This is a genomic window from Streptomyces sp. SID3343, from assembly GCF_009865215.1.
In the GTDB taxonomy this organism is placed as follows: Bacteria; Actinomycetota; Actinomycetes; order Streptomycetales; family Streptomycetaceae; genus Embleya.
Genome location: NZ_WWJX01000695.1, coordinates 1 through 7,291, shown reverse-complemented (window position 1 = coordinate 7,291; position 7,291 = coordinate 1). Strand labels below are relative to the sequence as shown.

The following is a 7,291-nucleotide window of genomic DNA, read 5'->3' as shown; positions in this document are numbered from 1 at the left end:
GTTGCGGTTGCGGTTGCGGTTGCGGTTGCGGTTGCGCACGCGCAGGCGCCACGGGACGGCCGCGGATTCCAGTTGGACCGCGAAACTCATCTTGGACTCGCCGGCGCGGCGCTCCTCGAACCGGATGGGGATCTCCACGACGGTGAAGCCGCCCCGGACGGCGAGGTACTTCAATTCCACCTGGAAGCTGTACCCCGCACTGTGCAGGGCGTCGAGGCCGATCGCGCGCAGGGTGTCGGCGTGCCACAGATTGAAGCCGGCGGTGATGTCGCGCAGCGGAGTGGACAGGATCGTGCCGGCGTACGTGTTGGCCCAGCGCGAGAGCAGCCTGCGGTGCCGGCCCCACTCCTCGGCGAGTTCGCCGCCCGGGACGTAGCGGCTGCCGACGACCAGGCCCGCGCCGGTCGACAGGGCCGTGCCCAGCATCTGCGGCACGGACTCCGCGGGGTGGCTGCCGTCGGCGTCCATCTGGACGACGTAGCGCGCGCCCTCGTCCACGGCCGCGCCCATGCCGGCCGCGTACGCCTTGCCCAGGCCCTCCTTGCCGGCGCGGTGCAGCACGCTCATCCGCGCCCGGCCGTCGGCGTTGGCCCGGGCGGCCAAGCGCTCGGCGAGGTCCCCGGTGCCGTCGGGACTGGAGTCGTCGACGATCTTGAGGTGGAGACCGGGCAGCGGCAGCGCGAGTACCTGCTCGACGACGGATTCGAGACTGCCGATCTCGTTGTAGGTCGGCATGACCACGGTGAGCGGCGAGTCCGCCCAGCCTTCCGGCAACGGGGAAGGGCCGATGCCGATGCCGGTGCTCGGCGTGCGCAGCGGCAGGTGCACGGTTGCTCCTTGCGGGAGACGACGGGGCGGATATCAGGGCTGCACCCTACTTCGCGCCGGGGCCGGCGCGACCGGTGCGCCGACCGAGGCGCCCTTACGCGAGTCGGATCCGCCTTCCCGGGATCAGACCCGCACCCACAGCACGGCCACGCCGGCGGCCTGGAGCAGCACGGCCGCGCCGAGCGCGTAGGTCCGGCGGCGCCCGGACGCCAACATGCCGGTGAGCCCCGCGACCAGGCTGAGCCCGCACAGGGCGAACATCAGCCCGGCCCGGACGTCGTGCGCATCCGAGCACGCGGCGCCCTCGCAGTTCCCGCTGCCCGCCGCCGCCCCGAAACCGATCAGCATGAACAGGTCGGTCATCGCGACGACGACGAGCAGAAGGAGACCGACGACGAAGCCGACGGCGGTGGCCCAGCCGCCGGCACTGTCGTTCCCGCACCCGCGCCCATGCCCGCGCCCGTTTCCGTCGTGGGCGCGCGGCGGCGGCGTCTGGTGTGTCATGGCGATCACGCTAGGCAGCGCGGTCCGCGGGGGGTATCCGTACGGATACTCAGGTGTCGGGTCGGGCTACCCGGGTGCGGCCATTCCCGCCGTGCCGTCTTGCCATGCCGTCTTGCCGTGCTGCCTCGCCGTGCCGTCCTGCCGTGCTGTTTCGTCGTGCTGTTTCGCCGTGCCGCAATGCCACGGAGCCTCGTCGGGGTGTCCCGATGCGCCGTTGCCTCAGGACAGCCGCCGGGCACCCGCCGACGGGATCGCCTCGAAGAAGCGCGGGGCGGTGAATCCGCGTACCGCGAAAGCCTTTTCCACCGCCTCGGCGACCGGGGCCGAGTCGTCCGCCTCGACCAGTGCGATGGCCGACCCGCCGAAGCCGCCGCCGACCAGGCGGGCGCCGAGTGCTCCCGTGGCCAGCGCGGTGTCCACGGCCGTGTCCAGTTCGGGGCACGAGATCGTGTAGTCGTCGCGCATCGACGCGTGCGACGCGGTCAGTTCGGGGCCGATCGCGCGCACGTCACCGACTCGCAGCGCGTCCACGACACGCAGGACCCGCTCGTTCTCGGTGAGTACGTGCCGCACCCGCATCCGCAACGGCCCCGCGGGCAGCGCGGCGAGCGCCGCGTCGGGGTCGGTGATCTCGCGCAGCGACGCCACGCCGAGCAGCCGAGCGGCCTCCTCACAGGACGCGCGCCGAGTCGCGTAGCCACCGTCGACGAGCGCGTGCGCGGCCCGGGTGTCGATCACCAGCAGGCGCAACCCCGAGCCCGCGCAGTCGAACGGGACGTGCGTACCCGTCAGATCGCGGCAGTCCAGGAAGTACGCGTGACCCGCCCTGCATCCCAGCGACGCCATCTGGTCCAGCAGACCGACCGGAATCCCGACGAAGTCGTTCTCCACGCGCTGCGCGACGCGGGCCAACTCGACCCGGTCGAAGCCCAGTTCGTACAGGTCGTCGAGCGCGAGCGCGACCGCGCAGGACAGCGCGGCCGACGACGACAGGCCGGCGCCCACCGGCACGTCGCTGTCGATGCGGATGTCGGCGCCGCCGATGTCGTGGCCCGCCGCCCGCAACGCCCAGACGACGCCCGCCGGGTAGGCGGTCCAGCCGGACAGTACGCCCGGTGCCAGATCCGCGACCGCGAACTCGACCGGCTCGGCGCCGGCGTGCGTGGACGCGAGTCGCAACAGCCCGTCCGTACGCCGTCCCACCGCCGCGCGGACCGTCTGCGGTATCGCCGTCGGGAGGACGAACCCGTTGTTGTAGTCGGTGTGTTCGCCGATCACGTTGACCCGGCCGGGCGCCGCCCACACGCCTTCCACGGCGAAGTCGCTCACGGGCCGACCTCGCCGTGGCGCAGGAACGACCACGCGTCCGAGACGATGTCCTCCAGGGACGTGCGGGTCGGCCGCCAGCCCAGCACGTCGTGCGCCCGCCGCGCCGACGCGACGAGGATCGGCGGGTCGCCCGCGCGACGCGGCGCCTCGTGGGCCGGGACCGCGCACCCGGTGACGGTGCGTACCGCGTCCACGACGGCACGTACCGAGAAGCCGGTGCCGGTGCCGAGGTTGCACACCAGGTGCCCGCCGGCGCCGGCGGTCTGCGCCGCGCCGCCCGGCGCGGTCGCGGTGAGCGCGAGCAGGTGCGCGTCGGCGAGGTCGGCGACGTGGATGTAGTCGCGGACACACGTGCCGTCGGACGTGGGGTAGTCGGTGCCGTAGATCGCGACGGAGCCGTGCGTGCCGTGCGGTACCTGGAGGGCGAGCGGAATCAGGTGCGTCTCCGTCGCGTGCCGCTCGCCGTACCGCCCGAAGGCGCCCGCGACGTTGAAGTAGCGCAGGCTCACCGCGCGCAGGCCGTGCGCGGCGCAGTAGGACGTGATCAGTTGATCGACCGCCGACTTGGAGGCGCCGTACGGGTTCGTGGGCGCGCACGGGGCGTCCTCGGTGATCGGCGAGACCTCCGGGGCGCCGTAGACGGCCGCGGTGGACGAGAACACGAACCGCTCGATCCCGTGCTCGCGCATCGCGTCGAGCAGCGCGAGCGAGCCGCCCACGTTGTTGTGCCAGTACTTCTCGGGATGCGTGACCGACTCGCCTACGAGGGAGGACGCGGCGAAGTGGAGGACCGCGTCGTAGCTCGGGTCGAGGTGTCGCGCGGCGTCCTGGACCCGGCCCTCGACGAACACCGCCTTGTCCGGGACCGCGTCGCGGTGGCCGGTGGACAGGTCGTCGAGCACGACCACGTCGTGCCCGGCCGCGACCAGATGTGCCCCGACGACACTGCCCACGTAGCCCGCACCGCCGGTGACCATGACCTTCACGCGCCGACCTCCCGAATTCGTGCCGCCGCCGTCTCCGGCGGTACGTCGCTGATGAACACGTCCATGCCCGATTCCGATCCGGCAAGGTACTTCAGCTTGCCCGGTGCGCGCCGAATCGAGAAAAGTTCCAGGTGCAGCGCGAAGTCGACCCGGTCCGCGCGCACCGGCGCCTGTTGCCACGCGGCGATGTAGGGAGCGGGCTCGCCGTCGAAGAGCCCGTCGAAGCGGCGGACCAGGTCGAGGTACATCGGGCCGAATTCCGCGCGGGCGTCCTCGTCGAGCGCGAGCAGGTCCGGGACCCGTCGGTTGGGGTACAGGTGCACCTCGTACGGCCAGCGCGCGGCGGCCGGGACGAAGGCCGTCCAGTGCTCGCCGGCGGCCACGATCCGAGTCCCGGCGGCGCGCTCGTCGGCGACGATGTCGTCGAAGAGGTTGCGGCCGGTGCGGTGCCGGTGGGCGGTGACCGAGCGGATCATCGCGGCGGTGCGTGGGGTGACGAACGGGTAGGCGTAGATCTGCCCGTGCGAGTGGGGGAGCGTGACGCCGATCTCGCGGCCGCGGTTCTCGAAGCAGTAGACCTGCTCGACCTCGGGCAGCGCGGAAAGTTCGGCGGTGCGGTCGGTCCAGGTGTCCAGGACCAGGCGCGCGCGTTCGGGGGTGAGGTCCTTGAAGGACGCGTCGTGGTCGGCGGTGTAGACGACCACTTCGCAGCGACCGGCGGCGGGGCGCGTGGGGAACGGGCTGGGGGCCTCGGCCGTGGTGGTGGCCGCTTCGCCGCGTCCCGCGCCCGACATCGGGGGGAAGCGGTTCTCGAAGACGACGACCTCGTAGTCGGTGTCGGCGACCTCGCCGGCCCGCTCGGGAGTCGCCGGACACAGCGGGCACGCGTCGGCGGCCGGGAGGTGGGTGCGGGTCTGGCGGTGCGACGCGACCACGACCCACTCGTCGAGCAGTCGGTCGTAGCGCAACTCGGACCCGCTGACGACGGGCGCGAGATCGCGGGTGTCCACGGCGTCGCGTACGACGTCGTCCCGCGTGTCGTAGTAGATGATCTCGCGCCCGTCGGCCATGACGGCTTGCGTCTTCTTCATGGGCCCATATTCCGAAGCTTTCCAAAACTTGTCAATCCGTAAGTGTGTGGACGTCTTGCGGTTGTCATTCGGCGAGCCTGCGGCCGGGTTCACGGGTCTCAGGCGGGTCTGTGGCTGTCGTTTGACAAGTTTCGGAAGGTGTACGCAAGATGCTGCATGCTGCCCACGCCTGACGACACCGATGGTCTGCCCGCCGAAGGGCGCCGCGCCCGGATGGCCGCGACGATCGCGGATCGGGGCTTCGCGAAGGTCACCGACCTGGCCGAGGCTTTCGGTATCTCACGCGTGACGGTGCGCGCCGACCTGGAGATGCTGGAGCGCCAGGGCCGGCTGCGCCGGGTACGCGGCGGCGCGATGTTCACCGGCCGCGACCCCCGCGTCGAGCCGTCCTTCGAGGAGGCGCTGACCGCCGCGTCGCCGGCCAAGACCCTGATCGGGCGAGCCGCCGCCGCGCTCGTGTCCACGTCGGAGAGCGTCGTCCTCGACGTCGGTACGACCACCACGTTCGTGGCCCGCGCGCTCGTGGACCGTGAGGACCTGCGCGACGTCGTGGTGTTCACCAACGGCTTGACCATCGCGCTCGAACTCGAACGCGCGATCCCCCGTTTCTCGGTCGTGGTCACCGGCGGCACGCTGCGTCCGCTCCAGCACTCGCTGATCAATCCGCTCGGCGACCACATCCTGGAGCGCATCCACGCCGACACGGTCTTCATCGGCTGCAACGGCGTGCATCCCACCGGCGGCATCACCAACGTCAACCTGCCCGAGGCCGAGGCCAAGCGCGCGATGCTGCGCGCGGCGGGGCGGCGGGTCGTGGTCGCCGACGGATCGAAGCTGGGACGCATCGAACTCGCGGCCGTGTGCCCGCTCGCGGACATCGACCTGCTGATCACGAGTGCGCCGGCGGACGCGGAGACGGTGGAGTCGTTGCGGGAGGCGGGGCTGGAGGTACTGGTCGCCGAGGGGTGAGCGGGGGCGCGACTCGGCGCGAGCTCCCGGGGGCGGGTCACTCGCGGACGACTTCCGCCAGGCGTGGGACGGGGTCGACGGTCGGGGAATCCGGGCCTCCGGTTAGGCTGCCCTTGCGAACGGTTCACCCGGCTTCCACCGAATCCGGGTGGTGTAAGAGGGAATCCGGTGTGAATCCGGAACTGCCCCGCAGCGGTGAGTGGGAACGAAAGTCGTCATCACGCACTGGACGCCCGTACGGGCGCCTGGGAAGCGACGACCGGTAGGTGTCGGGTCGCGATCGTCTCGCGTTCCGAAGAGCCCACGAGTCCGAAGACCTGCCGTCGCCCGGGTCCGCCTCGCGTACCCGGGATCTCCGGGACCTCGTGGGCGGGTCCATCGGACGACGGCGCCGTGCGGGTGCCCGCCGCCGTACTCCCGCCACGCGAGTTCCCCCGACGAGGACTCGCAAGGGAGAGCTTCGACGATGGCATCACCCAGGACGTCACGACCCGTTCGGATCCGACAGGGATCGCCGGTGCTGCCGGTGCTGCCGGTGCTGCCGCCGCTGCTTCGCTCAGCGCGCCGGTCTCGCGGGTATGTGTGGTCTCGCGGGCACGCGTGGACCGCGGTCGGCGTCGCGCTCGCGGTGTTCGCGACCGCGTGCGGCGGCGCGGTCGAGGAGCGCAAGGCCGCGAACCCCACCGACCCCGCGCCGGCGGCGTACGCCCCGTACTCGGACACCGACAACTGCGGTGTCACCACGTCCTACGACCGGCCGCCGAAGCGCGCCGCGACGCTGACCTCCAACGCGACCGAGCTCATGCTCGAACTCGGCCTCGCCGACCGCATGGTGGGCACGTCGTACCTCAAGGGCCGCACGATCGGCGACAAATACAAGGAGCAGTACGGGAAGATCCCGGTCCTCGCGGAAGCGCAGCCCTCGCTGGAAAAACTCCTCGAAGCCACACCGGACTTCGTGTACGCGGGCTATCCCGACGGGTTCTCCGAATCCTCGGGACACACGCGTGCGCGGCTCGGCGAGCTGGGCGTCAAGACCCACCTGAACCCCGAAGGTTGCGCGAAGTCGCCGGTCACGTTCGATCAGCTCTTCGGTGAACTCCGCTCGGTCGGCGGCATCTTCGGCGTATCGGATCGCGCCGAGACGTCGGTCGCCGCGCTGCGGGCGCGCCTGGACGCGGTCAAGGCCAAGGTCGCGGGGGCGCCGCCGGTCAAGGTGTTCGTCTACAACTCGGGCGCCGACGCGGCGCAGACCACCGGCGGCAACTCGATGCTCAACGAGATCATCGCCCGAGCCGGCGGCACCAACGTGTTCGCCGACCTGAACGAGCGCTGGACCAAGGTGTCCTGGGAACAGGTCGCCGAACGCAAGCCGGACGTCGTGCTGATCTACGACTACGTGTCGCCGTCGGTGGACTCGAAGATCGAGACGCTGAAATCCACGCCGGTGCTGGCCGACGTGCCGGCGATCCGGGCGAACGCGTTCCCGGTGATCTCGCTGTCGGTCGCCCAGCCGGGGCCGCGCTCGGTGGACGCGGTGGAGGAACTGGCGACGCGGCTGCATCCGCAGGGGTCATGACGGAG

Annotated in this window: 7 protein-coding genes and 1 riboswitch; of the genes, 2 read left to right on the top strand and 5 right to left on the bottom strand. The window is 71.4% G+C overall.

Translation table 11 applies throughout. The features are described from left to right. The 5 genes from GT354_RS21370 to galT form a co-directional block, all read right to left on the bottom strand. The coding region (locus GT354_RS21370; protein ID WP_161357959.1) for a polyprenol monophosphomannose synthase at positions 1-735 on the bottom strand (735 nt) is incomplete at its 3' end. A gap of 216 nt (positions 736-951) precedes the next feature. Further along, complete coding sequence (locus GT354_RS21365) at positions 952-1,332, bottom strand: hypothetical protein (RefSeq protein WP_161357957.1); 381 nt, start codon at positions 1,330-1,332, stop codon at positions 952-954. A 219-nt stretch (positions 1,333-1,551) separates the two neighbouring features. After that, positions 1,552-2,661 (bottom strand): galactokinase, encoded by a 1,110-nt coding sequence (gene galK, locus GT354_RS21360; protein WP_346012110.1) that lies wholly within the window; start codon positions 2,659-2,661, stop codon positions 1,552-1,554. Then, complete coding sequence (galE, locus tag GT354_RS21355; RefSeq protein ID WP_161357958.1) at positions 2,658-3,638, bottom strand: UDP-glucose 4-epimerase GalE; 981 nt, start codon at positions 3,636-3,638, stop codon at positions 2,658-2,660. The genes galK and galE overlap by 4 nt, the downstream gene beginning before the upstream one ends. A 5-nt stretch (positions 3,639-3,643) precedes the next feature. Then, positions 3,644-4,738 carry a galactose-1-phosphate uridylyltransferase gene (galT, locus tag GT354_RS21350; RefSeq protein WP_161357955.1) on the bottom strand — a complete coding sequence of 365 codons (1,095 nt, stop codon included), beginning with the start codon at positions 4,736-4,738 and terminating at the stop codon, positions 3,644-3,646. A 156-nt stretch (positions 4,739-4,894) separates the two neighbouring features. Here galT and GT354_RS21345 point away from each other — a divergent pair, with 156 nt between their 5' ends. Further along, a complete protein-coding gene (locus GT354_RS21345; RefSeq protein ID WP_161357954.1) occupies positions 4,895-5,707 on the top strand; it encodes a DeoR/GlpR family DNA-binding transcription regulator in 813 nt (270 codons plus the stop codon). Positions 5,708-5,810: 103 nt separating this feature from the next. Further along, positions 5,811-6,047, top strand: a riboswitch (cobalamin riboswitch). A 177-nt stretch (positions 6,048-6,224) separates the two neighbouring features. Next, positions 6,225-7,286 (top strand): ABC transporter substrate-binding protein, encoded by a 1,062-nt coding sequence (locus GT354_RS21340; protein WP_202512131.1) that lies wholly within the window; start codon positions 6,225-6,227, stop codon positions 7,284-7,286. The last annotated feature ends 5 nt before the right edge of the window (positions 7,287-7,291 follow it).

Coding starts and splice junctions, on each gene's coding strand:
- GT354_RS21365 (WP_161357957.1), bottom strand. CDS start 1,332: ATGACACACCAGACGCCGCCGCCGCGCGCCCACGACGGAAACGGGCGC.
- galE (WP_161357958.1), bottom strand. CDS start 3,638: ATGGTCACCGGCGGTGCGGGCTACGTGGGCAGTGTCGTCGGGGCACAT.
- galT (WP_161357955.1), bottom strand. CDS start 4,738: ATGAAGAAGACGCAAGCCGTCATGGCCGACGGGCGCGAGATCATCTAC.
- GT354_RS21345 (WP_161357954.1), top strand. CDS start 4,895: ATGCTGCCCACGCCTGACGACACCGATGGTCTGCCCGCCGAAGGGCGC.